This window comes from Photobacterium angustum, assembly GCF_003026365.1.
Classification (GTDB): domain Bacteria; phylum Pseudomonadota; class Gammaproteobacteria; order Enterobacterales; family Vibrionaceae; genus Photobacterium; species Photobacterium angustum.
Genome location: NZ_PYOM01000004.1, coordinates 15,310 through 29,262 on the forward strand (window position 1 = coordinate 15,310; position 13,953 = coordinate 29,262).

Consider the following 13,953-nt stretch of genomic DNA (forward strand, 5'->3'; position numbering starts at 1 on the left):
CTGCTTTTTCCAACCAATTGTAAGCTACAATCATTTTCCAAAAATGATTAAACTTTTAAGTTATGGACATTTTTACTGGTCTTCGACTTATACCGATGTAACTCCCAAGTCATTTGAGCTACTTTATCAGCCATAACCTTTTGCTCTGATTCTAATTGCTCATTCTTCGCTTTCAGTCTTTCATTTTGCTTCAACGCTTCCTGATACTTATCACTAGAAACTTGAGCCTTTGATTTATTCGCCTTTGCTTTGACCTTGCCTACATTTTTTGGGTCAGTGAGGTATTCTTCCTTTTTAGCCAGAACCATTTCTAACAATACGGGGTGATTTTTCAAAGAGCCGTTAGACACGCCAGCACGTTTCTCAACGGCAAACGGACTAATCTTCTTACCTTCTTTAACCAACTCCTTGAAAGCCTTCTCTAACTTAGCGCCTACTGCTGCCATACCTAAGCTCCTACCTGATACTTTTCGAATTCGATTCCGTGATCGGACATGACTTTTTCTGCTGCTCTTATGTCGGTTAACTGGGTAGCTAGAGAACTCTTATTAAAGAAATTCATTTCTTTCATCTTTTCGATTTTAGCGATACAACCATTTCGCCTTCTAACCCAATTCTCAGCTTCTTTTTTATTAATATTAAGATTCTCACAGTCTCGCCCCACACATTTAGAGGATTCAAATAAATGATTCATCCTGCACAACTCTCCTGCGAAGCAAGTACCAAAGCCTGTCGATTTATTCTTCCCCTTTGTTGTAGCAACTAGTTCATCAAACTCACTTGAAGTTATCACGCCATCACCTTCAAATGCTTTTATGTAGCCACCCGATTGCTCTTCTGGGTGCTCAATAATGTCCTTCATGTATTCACGGTGCTGCTCATTCTCTTGCTCTTCTATGTCTTTCTTAATCGCTGCTGGATTTTGAATACCCATGAGCGTTAAAACTTCGGAGTGGCTAGCATAAATAGCCGTCATAGAAAGATTGATGTGCTTAAACTGATGCTTTAGTGAAGCGAGAGAAACAAGACCATGCCCAACCACAAAGTGTGCAAAGGTGCGTCTTAATGAGTGTATTGAAACACTCCAAAACAATTCACCTTTATCATTTGCTTTAATAGGGTTAAGTCTTTCCGCCACAATAGGATTTAACAGGTTGTATACCTCATCCATTTCATCAGGTATGTAACGAATATCGAGGTAATTACTATAAGATAAAAACAATACACTCAAATTCTGAGTATGCAAAACCGCATCTTTCAATTGACGTTTAATATTATTACCTGAGTTACTTATCCCAGCGAAACTAAATCGTGGGCTAAGATGGATATTACCTGATTCATCACGATAACTATCGTTCAGTACAGTTAAGACCAACAAGGCTTCTCTACAGACTGGCGCACATGCCCATACATCTTCTCTATCCAGTTTCTCTAATTTATTTGTCCAAGAGCGCATGGTGCAAAGAGTGATACCGTCAATATCAACCTCTTTGTAAGAGGTGTTATCAATTTGTGTCAGCTCACTTACCCGCATCCCCGTAAAAGCAGAACAAGCGGCAAAGCAAGCGCCTTCGATGATTCTAAATTTATCGACAGCTTCTCTCTCTGTTATACCGTTACATTTCGCATATTCTTTTACATCAAGGAGGGGATTATTGGTCTTGTAGACTTCAAGGACGGACTGATAAGCTTGATTTCGATACGTTATTTCAACGGCTTCCTGTGCCTTTTTCATGAAATCATCACGAATGTCCTTTTCAGAACATGTATTTTTATTTGCCCTTTCTTGTATATCGACATCCGTTGTCAGCTCTTGGTATAGCGCTTCGATTTCAGCACTAGTATCTAAATCGGCAAGTAAGGATTGATATTCACTATCCACATCAGCATCAAAATCACGCCCATTCAAGAACTTTTGATAAGCTGATTCCACTTCATTAACAGTTCGAGATAAAAACTGCTCATAGATAACAGGAATAACCGTAGGTTGATGACCGCGACCTTTACCTGCTATTTTTTTAGCTAGCGTCCTTGCTGTTTGACCGTCTTGATAAGGAATAGTAAATCGCTGATGCTCAGGGAACTGAGAATTAACCTGCGTCAACACACTTAGCGCATCTAGCTTATGAGTAATTGTTTCTTCACCCAAACCTTTCAATGACTCGATAATTTGCGAGAAAATAATTTCATTAGATAAATATCTAAAGCGGTTAATGCGAGTCCCTTTGAATATCCTTAATAAAGGGTTCAACTTGTTTAATAAATTGATAATGGACTCAATCTTACGAAAAGTGCCAGCGCCTTCAACTTCCAGTAATGAACCTTTACCTCCCCAAATTAACCAATAGGCTCTCTGCTTTAATTCAAGCAGTAACTCAGGGTTATGCTTTTGGGACTGAAAGTTTATTATGTACCCACCCTCCGCAGCCCCTTTCGTATTAAACAAGTCATTAAAATTCCATTTATCATCTTCAAAATAAGAGGCTGGGCTACCATCTATTTTAACGCTCACCACTGTCCCTATTGTCGGCATCGTAAAGCTTGTGTCGGTTGATAACGAATACTTATCAAATAAAGCATGATGATGACTAATGCTGTACATAAGTTACCCCTTAAAAATATCCGAGATAGAGTCCTCATCCCACAAGGGATGACACCCCTGACGCTTCAGATAGGTTTCTGCGGCTTTGAGGTTTCTTTTTTTGAAGCGCTTTTTAATTTCAGTAATGGACGCTTGAACCTCACCAAAATTGTTAATGAAGTGCGTTAAATCTTTGTGCACAATCAGCGCCTCTTTCAACCTGAGTTCAAATGAAAGAAAACGCCAAATATCATGAACTTCATCAATGACAGCAAAGTTTCGACAGACGAAACATTTTATGACGTACCCACACCCTAAACCCTTTACATCATCCTCATCCAATAAACCCACATCCATGTTTGATTTATGGAATTCACGCTTCTGAGGTGTATCTTCCCCCTTGCAAACCCCACCATTAGAAATATCATCTATAGGATGTTTAGAAGCCTCTCTAAGTGCATCAGCTTCTTCTACAGATAAAACTTCACAGTGTTTAGCCTTTGTGGTGGCAATAGCAACCATAGCGCCACCTGTAGGGTTTTTACTGTAAGCGTACAATGTTGACGTTCCCATCGCCAACTCAGGTCTCGCGACCTCTTTTGAATTCTTACCGTACTTATTATTATTCCAAGTAGACTCAGATTGATTACGTGTCCCCGTCATTGCACCTGAACGACCAAGCTTATTTTCTGCATATTGCTTCACGGAGGACTTTAATCGCTCACAATTTAAAATGAAGCTGGCATTATTCGATACAGCCATTTTTAATGATACCGAGCGCTCCATTAGTTGTTGAATATAATGATAAAGATTCAACTGTGTGGGTGTTTTTCCGTTTCTACGGACAAACAAATAATGTTTATCCAATCCTAAATCTTCTGCGTTTAGCTTTGATAATTGAAAGTGCTCTTCAAAAAACGTTTTCGATGCTGCTCTTGGTGTAAACGAACGTGTCTCTTCTTTGTAACCACGAGTCTTTAATCCCTTCACTGATATGCGATTGCCACCAACCTTATCAACCTTCCATTCACCTTCTATCACGTAAGTATTTAACGCCTCAGTTTGACCTGCTGCCGTGTAATAGATGTATAGAAATACGGCATTAGATATCAAGCAATTAAATGTAAGCGTTCTTTGGTAATCACTGATAGACTCATCCAGATAACGCTTATACAGCGTCTTTCTATCTGATAGTAAAGCACGAGCAACTAACTTAAGCTCTTTCTGTTCATAGTTGTTCGAATCAAAAGCAGCAGAGTTTGTATCAAGATTTCGACGTGCTTTGGGTATATCTCCTAAGCCAAACTTTTTTAGCATAGAGCTATATTTAGAAGCCTCCCAACCCAACGTTTTCGCTGATTTAGATTGACCGTGTAACCCTTCACCTGTTGTTCTAATTGATAGCCATTGAGCATGAATATAGGCAGCAGCCGTATCCACAGATAGCTCAACTTTTTTCATACATTTTTGCTCATTAAAGGCGTGGGATAATATAGCTCTAATGGAATTGAAATGATTAACTTTCGATGTTTCAGCCCACCCCGACTGCTCAACTTTAGAAATAAGAAAACGGACATGCTTTTTAGTGCTGTATTTTAGTAACTCTTGGAAGTCACAGGTAGCAATTCTACCATCACCCTTTTTCCAGATATATTCCCATTGATGAATGGTTGTTAACGTATTTTCCGATTGCATTTCATCCGTGGAAATAGAGCGGTAAGTGCGAGTATTTTCTGGCTTACTGCCATCTATTTTATCGGTCATAAGATGCAATCCTCTGCCAATAAATCCATCATCAATTCAGGCACGATATTCTTCGTTGGATTACCTTCCCAATGGGTGAGATAGTGCATTGTTGTACTCAAAGCTCGATGTCCAGCCTCATCTTTAAGAAGCTTCAACGCTTGAGTAGTTGTGATACCATCCGTATTAACCAGTAACTCAAATTTATTTGCCAGAAACGTGACTCTCGTATCATGATAAATATGGTCAAAGTGCGGATTACTGTTTTCTTTAATCGCTGCTCTCAAGCGACTCCAAAGAGTATCGAGCGTACTGGACTTCTTCCCACCCTCATGAAATCGATTCCCATCCCGAGTAATAAAAATGGGAGCATCTTCATCACCCGTCATAGCAAAATAGAGTCTCGCACGCTCTTTGTAGCGCTCACTTTCACAATACTTCGTTAATTGCGTCATCAACCAGACGGGCATAGAGATAGTTCGGTCAGTACCACGCTTTGTTTTACAGCCAAAAGAATTACCAATTTTAATTTCGGTATATGTCTTACCCTTAAACCCTTTTGGAACTTTGACGTGTCGAGGTTTTAAATCACAGACTTCTATGGCTCTTAATCCAGAGTTTATCGAGGTAGCAACAATCAATCGAAACTCACCAGAAACGCCAGCTCGATGCCAATTATCCCTTATATGCTGAATATCAGTGTCATTCATTGGTCTTAGTTCGGTTTCTTGCTTGGGACTTGTAATAGTAATATCCGTCAGCATTTGACCGTACTTAGTGTACCCATTCACTTCGAATGGTAATTTTTCGATATAACCGTGCCGCATACAAAATACATAAAACCGACGAATCACAGAAAGGGTAGTAGAGCCGACACTTCTTCTCATATTCCCCTTATCAATTTGCTTATTTAAGTAACTGCGGAAAAGGTAGATTGGGTAACGTTCAAGCTCTTGATTCTCATCGTTCCAATTGAGGCTATTTTTCGCTAAGAATCGAAAGTAACGCAATAGAGCATAAGAGGTGGTTTCAGTCTCCTTAACACCTTCTACAATGCGACGACTCAAGATATAAGCATTTGCATAAAACTCTGGCTCACCTTCCGAACTAAAGAGAAGATTCACACCCTCATGGCGCATCGGCTTGCTAACAGAATAATTATAAGGCTTAACTGACGTATTCACCTCAATATCACCAATCTCAATCTCTTTGCTTGTTGCCACTAAATGATAAAAATGCTCCATTACACCCCCAACAAAAAATCTAATTTAAAGTTAGGATAACAATCTAACTTTATCCAAATAAAAAGTTGTTAACTGTATGCAGTATTCAACAACTTCTTAGATATGTTGGCTGTAAAAAAAACCCACTACAAAGCGGGTTTAATATGGGATCAAATCATAGTATTTATTAAACAAATACCCAAATAATGATTTATCGAGCTAAACGAATCAACGAGCGCCCTAATAGGCGTTCTAATTCATCAATACTTTGCTGACCATAACGCTGCTCACAAAGAGTAAATAAGCGTTCAATTCCACGGTGTGCAAACTCATGTGATGTTTCTGCAGAAGAAATATGATGGAAAAGTAAGCGTAAAATTGCACGGAATTTTTCATCATCAAGCGCAACAGACCAGCTTGCAGAAAATGCTGCTAAATCGTCTGTTAAATCAAGCTTATCAACAAACAGCTGATAGATACGCCCATCAAGTGCATGCGCAAAGTCTTGTTTCTTTGGGAAGTGATGGCTAATACCGGTACGAGAGATCCCTGTTTGATTACTCAACGTGGTGTATGACATTTTGTCGTAACCCAAGGTAAGAATTTGATCAATTACAGCATCCATAATCGTTTGGATGGTTATCTCTGTATCTTCTTTACTACGCTTTGGCATAATGAGTTGACTCTATTATAATCATTTTATGCAACAGTACGATTTCAATAATTATCCTTCATTGAAATCAGTGGCTCGTATTAGTATTACAAAATGTTATTCCCTTAACTAGCGCTAACTCATATTTTTAGCGACATCATGTTATATCTGGTTAAAAAGCGCCAAATCAAATGTAATTATTTACTGTGAAAGCCATTTTATAAATAGAGCAGCCCACCAATTATCGACCAAACTTTCTCGCTTGTTGTTCAATATTACGATAAAGGATCTGGGTCCAGAACGGTTGATTCACTGACGCTAACAGTTTCCCTTTTTTCGGGTCATGTGGGCTAATAACCACCTCGATATTATCAAGCCCTGTTCTTTGGGCGAGTAAAAATAGCTCTTCAATACTATAGTCGCCCATAGCTAAACAGCCCGTCGATGCTTGTTTACCATGAATGAAAATATTACTACCTGGAGACGTTCTGCCTTCTAATTTTGCGTATTTACGATCAAAAGCATTCGGATAATCTAATTTCATCGAAAGGTGAAAGCGGCTATTGGGATTCAATAATGAAACACGATAAATACCTTCAGGAACTTGTTTATCACCTTCCCGTAGTTTAGGTCCTTTTTTACCACTTATTTTCTCGATATTGTAACGCTTAACGTAAGACCACTTACCTTTCTCTTCTGCCCATAGCTCTACTGACATCTCTTCTTTCATCGCAAAAAGTGCAATATTTTGTGGAGGGTAAGATAAACCGGCTTGTTCAAAATAACGTTTAATACGTGGCTCAACGAAAGGAGAGTAACGCTTCATTACATCATCAACGGTTCGTGTACCTGCTGGAGGGTAAGTTGAGTACGAATAAGCTGCTTGAACTTCAGTAACAGCTGTGAACATAAACAATAATGGCAATAACGCTTTTTTAAACACAAAACCCTCGGTACTTGCAGTGTCATCTTTGGAAATAAACGAAATCAGTAACAGATATCATCAAAAGTAGGCGCTAGTGTACTGGCGTTTTACCGTGGTGCAACCGATAGTGTGGACATTTTTACAACAAAATATTGCACATTATTTACACTTCTAGATAAGTCATTAAAATTCCTATCGCTATTTCGTTAATTGGCATTCGCACCATACAAGGTACAATAGAGAAAATAGTATTCATATAATTAGGTAGGCAGATTTTGCATACGTTAGAACAACTACGCTCTGGTGAACTGGCGCATATTTCCCGACTAAAAATTTCGCAGCAATTAACCACATTTCCTCTCGAAATTCTTTCGCTAGCAAATAGTTTGGAAATCCTAGATTTAACGGATAACAAACTGAGCCAGTTACCTGACGACTTTGCAAAGCTAACCAAGTTACGCATTGTGTTTATGTCAAATAACTGCTTTACCGAGTTACCGAAGGTATTAGGGGCTTGCCCAAACTTAGAAATGATCGGGTTTAAATCAAACCAGATCACTACCGTTGATGAAACATCGTTACCTCAAAAACTGCGGTGGCTGATTTTAACCGATAATAACATCGCTCAATTACCACAAAGTTTAGGGTTACGCCCCCGCCTGCAGAAACTTGCATTAGCAGGTAATCAACTCACAGAATTGCCAACCACAATGGATCAACTACATAATTTAGAGTTGATCCGTTTATCTGCTAACCGCTTACAAACATTTCCAACTCAACTGCTTAATTTGCCAAAACTGGCATGGCTGGCCTTTTCTGGTAATGATTTTAATCGCCATCAGCAGGTAAAAAATACATTGCCTGAAGTTGTACCGAATGATTACACATTACAAGAAGTGCTGGGGCAAGGCGCATCTGGCGTTATTTCATTAGCCGAATGGAAAAATAATACCCATCAACTTGCAGCAGATATCGCAGTTAAAGTTTTTAAAGGTGAGGTGACATCTGACGGTTACCCACAAGATGAATTAAACGCTTGTCTCAAAACAGGTCGTCACCCAAACCTTGTACAATCATTAGCACACGTTACAGACCCTAAACATTTAGCGCTAGTCATGGCATTAATCCCTGCGCACTTTAAAAACCTAGGTTTACCACCAACATTTGAAACCTGTACACGGGATACCTTTCCTAACGGTTTTACGTTAACCATTGAGCAAATAACAAAAATAGTGTCACAAATGGCAAACGTGGTTGAACATATGCAAAACCAAGGTGTGGCTCATGGTGATATTTATGCCCATAACGTCCTCTTTGATGAGCATGCCAATATTCTGGTTGGCGATTTTGGTGCTGCTTCAATTTACGATGATTTACCTCCAGTAATACAGCAACAAATCAAAACAATAGAAAACCGAGCATTAGGTTATTTCATTGAAGATTTACTCAGTATTTGTGAATCACAAGATCGCACTTCATCGAGTTATCAAACACTCAGCCAACAGGCGCATAATTACATTCAGTGGTAATTCTTTTAAGCGACAATAAAAGTACTTTTTTATTGTCGCCTTTATCAATAACAAAGCAAACATGATCGTGGTAACAAATCTGATACAAAGTCATTAATTTATTCTATGGAGGATCCAATTTGATTTCATACAAGTGTTTTAAATAATTGATTGATTTTATACTAATAAATACCCGATTCCGTCACCCTATCTTCACATATCGCCTCTTTATCTTACTGATTTTCCTTACGCAACACCTTGACTAGCACCTAAAATACGCTTTAAATTTAACATTATAATAACAAACGATGTCATCGAACGATTTCATCCTTGTAGCAAACCATTTAAGGGAAATTAATATGGCTCAACTGCTACCCAATGACATGATCCTACAATGGGCAGAAGAACGTCCTACAGATATCTATCTTCGTCAAATTATAAACCGTGAATTTGTTGACTACACCTATGCTGATGTTGCTGATAAGGCATTGCGCCTAGTCAGTGCCTTTCGTGCTCTGGGGATCCAACCGGGTGAGCGTATTGCACTCGTCTCTAAAAACTGTGCGGAATGGTTTATTTGTGATTTAGCCATGATGCTAGGTAGTTATATCAGTGTTCCTATTTTCCCAACAGCTGGAGCTGATACCATTGAGCATTGCATTACTCATAGTGATAGTAAATTAGTGATTATCGGTAAACTTGATAGCCCTGATGCCATTAATAGCGTCACTCAAACGTTATCAGATATTCCGACGATCTCTTTTAACTACCCAGGAACACCTGAAGGAAAATATAATTTTTCTACACTGATTGAACAACATGCACCAAGCAATGAACGTCCAGCACATACTGATGATGAATTAATGTCGATTGTTTATACGTCGGGCACATCTGGGCTTCCTAAAGGCGCGATGCTGACTTATGGCGCTTTCGCTTGGGCATCACATCAAATAATCAATCATATTGGATTAGGTAAAACAGAACGGTTATTTTCTTATCTCCCACTCGCACATATTACTGAGCGGGTTTACATTTTTGGTTCATCCATTATGTCTGGTCTTCAAGTGGCATTTCCTGAGTCTCTTGATACATTTATCGATGATGTAAAAATGCACCGCCCTACTATTTTTGTTTCTGTCCCTCGTTTATGGACGCTTTTCCAACAACGAATTCAAGAGAAACTGCCTCCAGCAAAACTGAATCTATTACTCAAAATTCCATTTATCTCAGGTTTGATAAAGCGGAAACTCGCTGATGGTTTAGGGCTTAACGAAGCGCGAGTGTTAGGTTGTGGTTCTGCTCCCGTTTCTGCAGGTTTATTGCGTTGGTATGAAAGTATTGGCCTCAATATTACCGAAGCTTGGGGGATGACTGAATCTTTTGCCTATAGCACATTAAACCACCCATACCGTAGTGACAAAGTCGGTAGTGTCGGTAATGCAGGCCCAGGCGTCGAACTGAAAATTGCCGCTGATGACGAGATTTTAGTTCGTAGTAAAGGCTTATTTGCCGGTTATTACAATAATGATGCTGCAACCAAAGAAACCTTTGATAGCGAAGGCTGGTTGCATACTGGTGATATCGGTTTTATTGATGAAGATGGTTACCTCACCATCCAAGGGCGTAAAAAAGATACCTTCAAAACGGCTAAAGGGAAATTCGTCTCACCCGTACCGATTGAGAAACGTCTGTTTGAACTTAGTAACGTCGAGATGATGTGTTTAGTCGGCTCTGGAATGCCAGCCCCTGTTTTATTAGCACTCCCGCATCACTTCCCTAACTTTGATCGTAAACGTTACGAGAAACGTGTTCATCATGTAATAGAAACGATTAATCGCGAGCTAGAATCTCACGCTAAGATTAAAGGTGTGTTAATGATCAAAGAGCCTTGGTCAATTGAGAATGGTATTTTAACGCCAACCCTTAAAATTAAACGTCATGTACTCGAGCAAAAATACTCGGACATTGGCCATGATTGGCCTAGCGATACATTGATTCGCTGGGAAGAATGAATTTATATAGAATAGAGTAACAAAAGCCTGATAACGCCTTCCAGCATTAAGTTATCAGGCTTTTTTTCTTACTTGTTAAGAAATGACTTAAAATAGTTAGCACTACTTTTCATCTCCTCGCTACCGTTATTTTCAATCTAATGAGCTCATTCCTTAATCCTCTTTTTTCACTTATTGAATAGCGAAAAAAACTGCCATTATTTCTTATTAAACACGCGAGCCATGTAAAATTTAATTTACAGTATCAATAGCTTAGCTGCAAATTTATCACTTGCACTGATAAGGAAAAAATTTATCATACAAATATCTTCTTTGTTCTATTAATAATTAAGGATTTACAATGGCTAAGGGCGATATGAAAACATGTAAAGGCAAACGTCGTGCACACTCACATGGTAATGCACGTTTAACGACAGAATGTCAAAGAAAGCATCATCAAGCATAATTTGACCTAAATCGACCTTGCTAATACTCCAAGAACTAAGTCCAGTATTGTATATCTGGACTTAGTTTTTCTGATCGTGTTTATTTATACCATCGTTTTCCATACGCTAAAGAATAATCAGGTTGTTCGATTTCACTTGCCATCTTCTCATCATCTTGTAATGGGCCAATAACCGTTTTATAAGGAATAATTCCTGCCCAAACGGATAAATCCATATCTCGTTCATCATCATTTACACCATTGCAGCCAATTTTTACTGACGCCTCTGTTAATGGCATCACGAGTAATTCCGTCGCAGTAAGTTCTTTTTCATTACCTTGTCGTACACATTCACTTCGTCCCGGTGCTATTTGCTCAATAAAGTGGTTCAGTAACGCATTTTTATATTGGTTATCATCAATAGCATCAAACTGTCCAAAGACCATTGCTGAGCGATAATGGGCACTGTGATGAAATGCAGAGCGTGCAAGTACCCAACCATCAAATAACGTAAATGTTAAACAACAAGATTTCCCCTTTTTTAACGCACGAATTAAACGGCTATTTTTAGCCCCATGGACATAGATATTATTATCAACTCGCCATACCAACATCGGAATAACTATAGGTTGCTCATTTTGCTCAATAGCAATATGTGCGAGTAAGCTTTCGTCAATTATTTGATAGAGCTTCTCTGTCTCGAAAACGGCTTTATTCGGATTTTTCTTTATCGTCGTTCTATCTGTGCTTGATAACATCGCAATCTCTCCTATTGCTCCACAATTACACTTCCTTCTGATAGACATAACATCAAACTTTGGTACTGTAGGTAAGAGCCAGTTTCGAATAGTGGATGGATCCAGTTTGACATTAATTGATACCGGAGATTTAACCCTTTGCCATCATCAAGGCTCGCGCCAGCAGAGTTTGTTTAATGCTATTCGCGATAAAATCACCCAAGGATATTGGCCGAAGAACAGTAAGTTGCCATCAACTCGTCATCTAGCACAAATACTCGATGTCAGTCGTAATACGATTATTGCCACATACGACCAACTTGTTGCTGAAGGTTATATTCGTAGCCAAGCAGGTAGCGGTTTTTATGTCGCAGCCACCCTACCAGATCATTACCTCACAACAACGAGCAATGAAGATTCATTTAAACAACCCACAATCAAACAACCAATAAACACAACGAATAGTGCCTTTGCTCCTGGCGTGCCAGATCTTGTCGCATTTCCTAGAAAAAAGTGGCAACGTCTTTATCAACAACAGCTTGATAGAACACAGTTTCTTGGTTGTAACGATCTACAAGGTGAGTGGGAATTTAGAGAAGTATTAACGCATTACTTGAAAACATCACGCTCTGTCGATGTCACCGCCGATAGGATCATTTCGACATCGGGGGCACAACAAGCATTAATCATGGCAATAATGGCGAGCACTCAGCCTAACGATACAGTCCTTGTTGAAAATCCCGGTTATGCTCAAATGCGTAAAGTGGTCAACTTATGCAATGTAAAAATAGCGCCGCTTTCAGTGACTCCATTCGATGGAATTCACCTTCAACAGTTATCGAAAACAAAAGCTAAAGCCATTTACATTACCCCCAGCAACCAATATCCATTAGGCACAACACTTAATATCTCTCAACGGATCCAATTACTTAAATGGGCAAGCCAACATAATGTGACCATTATTGAAGATGATTACGACAGTGAATTTCAATATGCTCATCGCCCTTACCCTTCCTTACAAGGACTTGCAGCTCAAACCAATATCAATGTGAATATCATCTATATTGGTACTTTTAGTAAAGTGATGTGCAACAGTATTCGTCTTGGTTATATGGTCGTCCCTCAAACTCTTCTTTCTCGTTACCTTGAGATAAAAGATGCTCTCAGCGGTGAAACGCAAGCCCAGCTTCAATTAGCAATGACGGAATTTATACACGACGGCCACTTGCTTCGTCATATTCGGAAAATGCGCCGGCTATACCAAGCAAAACATCAACAAATGATCCAAAGTATTAAAGACGGTTTTGGCCAGCAATGGGAAGTGATCAGTCAAGCTGCGGGGCTTCATGTTACCGTAAGATGGCACCAGAACGTCTGTGAAAAACAATTTTGTGAAGAGGCTTTTCAGCACAATATTATTGTACGACCACTGAGTTATTATGAACTGCCGAATACAATTCGAAACTGGCAAGGTATTGTGCTTGGCTTTGGTAATACCTCCATTGATGACATACCAGTATTGATTGAGAACTTGAAAACTTGCTTCAACCACCTGTTAACGGAAAACAGACATGATGAATATTTTTAGCCAATTACCTGTCAAACGCGATAATGAAGAATTTATCGACTTACTTAAAACCGATTCTGTACGTATCGAACGCATTGTCTCGCAAGGACATGTAACACCAATAGATGAATGGTACGATCAATCTGAAAATGAGTGGGTTATCGTATTAGAAGGGAAAGCTGAAGTCAGTTTTGCCAATGGTGAAATTAAACGTTTAGAAAAAGGCGAACACCTTTATATTCCTGCTCACCAAAAGCACCGCGTTAGTTGGACAGAACCAAATAAACTGACGATTTGGTTAGCGGTATTCTTTGATTAACAAAATCACCACGCTAAGACAGCATTATGTTAGCGAAATAACAGTGCAGACATTCGAGCAGGACTCTCGCCCCCCGTGTCAGACACCAATACAATTCCAACAACAATTTGAATTTTAGACACAAAAAAGCCCCGTCATTTCTGACGAGGCTTCGTTGTATTGGCGGAGCGGACGGGACTCGAACCCGCGACCCCCGGCGTGACAGGCCGGTATTCTAACCAACTGAACTACCGCTCCAATTCTTTATTAAACCCGATAATAT

Annotated in this window: 12 protein-coding genes and 1 tRNA gene; 5 read left to right on the forward strand and 8 right to left on the reverse strand. The window is 39.3% G+C overall.

Features of this window, described 5'->3' with window-relative positions; genetic code table 11:
• Positions 1-47 precede the first annotated feature (47 nt).
• The 6 genes from CTN01_RS05065 to CTN01_RS05090 form a co-directional block, all read right to left on the reverse strand.
• On the reverse strand, positions 48-446 hold the full coding sequence (locus tag CTN01_RS05065) for a hypothetical protein (protein WP_005367717.1): 399 nt from the start codon (positions 444-446) through the stop codon (positions 48-50).
• A 2-nt stretch (positions 447-448) separates the two neighbouring features.
• A complete protein-coding gene (locus CTN01_RS05070; protein WP_045148425.1) occupies positions 449-2,602 on the reverse strand; it encodes an integrase in 2,154 nt (717 codons plus the stop codon).
• A 3-nt stretch (positions 2,603-2,605) separates the two neighbouring features.
• The gene (locus CTN01_RS05075) at positions 2,606-4,345 is read right to left on the reverse strand and encodes a hypothetical protein (protein WP_045148427.1); all 1,740 of its coding nucleotides are present in this window, start codon (positions 4,343-4,345) and stop codon (positions 2,606-2,608) included.
• Positions 4,342-5,568: a tyrosine-type recombinase/integrase gene (locus tag CTN01_RS05080; RefSeq protein WP_107342108.1), complete on the reverse strand. Its 1,227-nt coding sequence runs from the start codon at positions 5,566-5,568 to the stop codon at positions 4,342-4,344. Before CTN01_RS05080 ends, CTN01_RS05075 begins: the two co-directional genes overlap by 4 nt.
• Positions 5,569-5,758: 190 nt before the next feature.
• Positions 5,759-6,220 carry a TetR/AcrR family transcriptional regulator gene (locus CTN01_RS05085; protein WP_045083083.1) on the reverse strand — a complete coding sequence of 154 codons (462 nt, stop codon included), beginning with the start codon at positions 6,218-6,220 and terminating at the stop codon, positions 5,759-5,761.
• Between the two features lie 220 nt (positions 6,221-6,440).
• Entirely contained in the window at positions 6,441-7,142 is a 702-nt protein-coding gene (locus tag CTN01_RS05090; protein WP_045148429.1) for a L,D-transpeptidase family protein, read from the reverse strand.
• A 257-nt stretch (positions 7,143-7,399) separates the two neighbouring features.
• On the opposite strand from CTN01_RS05090, the gene CTN01_RS05095 reads away from it, so the two are divergent.
• The 3 genes from CTN01_RS05095 (at position 7,400) to CTN01_RS05105 (ending at position 11,089) form a co-directional block, all read left to right on the forward strand.
• The gene (locus CTN01_RS05095; RefSeq protein WP_045148431.1) at positions 7,400-8,653 is read left to right on the forward strand and encodes a leucine-rich repeat-containing protein kinase family protein; all 1,254 of its coding nucleotides are present in this window, start codon (positions 7,400-7,402) and stop codon (positions 8,651-8,653) included.
• Positions 8,654-8,991: 338 nt separating this feature from the next.
• Positions 8,992-10,644, forward strand: coding sequence for an AMP-binding protein (locus CTN01_RS05100; protein WP_005366406.1), 1,653 nt, complete (start codon positions 8,992-8,994; stop codon positions 10,642-10,644).
• A gap of 340 nt (positions 10,645-10,984) precedes the next feature.
• Complete coding sequence (locus CTN01_RS05105) at positions 10,985-11,089, forward strand: 30S ribosomal protein THX (RefSeq protein WP_080896178.1); 105 nt, start codon at positions 10,985-10,987, stop codon at positions 11,087-11,089.
• 80 nt (positions 11,090-11,169) lie between these two features.
• Here the strand turns inward: CTN01_RS05105 and CTN01_RS05110 are convergent, their stop codons facing one another.
• Complete coding sequence (locus tag CTN01_RS05110) at positions 11,170-11,826, reverse strand: pyridoxamine 5'-phosphate oxidase family protein (RefSeq protein WP_045148432.1); 657 nt, start codon at positions 11,824-11,826, stop codon at positions 11,170-11,172.
• Positions 11,827-11,917: 91 nt separating this feature from the next.
• Here CTN01_RS05110 and pdxR point away from each other — a divergent pair, with 91 nt between their 5' ends.
• Both pdxR and CTN01_RS05120 read left to right on the forward strand, forming a co-directional pair.
• Positions 11,918-13,393, forward strand: a complete 1,476-nt coding sequence (pdxR, locus tag CTN01_RS05115) for a MocR-like pyridoxine biosynthesis transcription factor PdxR (protein WP_045148433.1) — start codon at positions 11,918-11,920, stop codon at positions 13,391-13,393.
• On the forward strand, positions 13,377-13,691 hold the full coding sequence (locus tag CTN01_RS05120; protein WP_045083088.1) for a cupin domain-containing protein: 315 nt from the start codon (positions 13,377-13,379) through the stop codon (positions 13,689-13,691). The genes pdxR and CTN01_RS05120 overlap by 17 nt, the downstream gene beginning before the upstream one ends.
• Positions 13,692-13,851: 160 nt before the next feature.
• On the opposite strand, the gene CTN01_RS05125 is transcribed toward CTN01_RS05120, so the two are convergent.
• Positions 13,852-13,928 (reverse strand) — tRNA-Asp (locus CTN01_RS05125).
• Positions 13,929-13,953 lie beyond the last annotated feature (25 nt).